At 60.7% G+C, this 308-nt stretch carries 1 protein-coding gene; it reads left to right on the forward strand.

Annotated features, from left to right (window positions below):
* Nucleotides 1-17 precede the first annotated feature (17 nt).
* On the forward strand, nt 18-308 hold a 291-nt coding region (locus SB773_RS30915), incomplete at its 3' end, for a DUF4209 domain-containing protein (RefSeq protein ID WP_410594063.1).

Raw genomic sequence — 308 nt, forward strand, 5'->3', positions numbered from 1 at the left:
CTGGCCAACGCACGAGCGTGATCAGCGCGGAAGGAACCGAAAACGAGGTCGGACTGTCTGCGCTCATGGAGAACGAGCGCGTGGTCGACATCTTCGGAGAGGATGTTGCGTTCGAGCTTCGGGCTCTGTTGTGTGGACCCATCGGCCCGAACCTCCGGAACGAAGTCGCGCACGGCCTCATCGGCGACTCGGTTTTCTCATCAAGCGCCGCGGTTTATCTTTGGTGGCTCACCCTGAAGCTCGTGTTCATGCCGTATTGGAATGCGCTGCACGATGTAGATGCAGCGGAAGCCCGGGAGCCGGCCACT

This window comes from Bacillus sp. SIMBA_074 (genome assembly GCF_046534555.1).
Classification (GTDB): Bacteria; Bacillota; Bacilli; order Bacillales; family Bacillaceae_G; genus Bacillus_A; species Bacillus_A mycoides.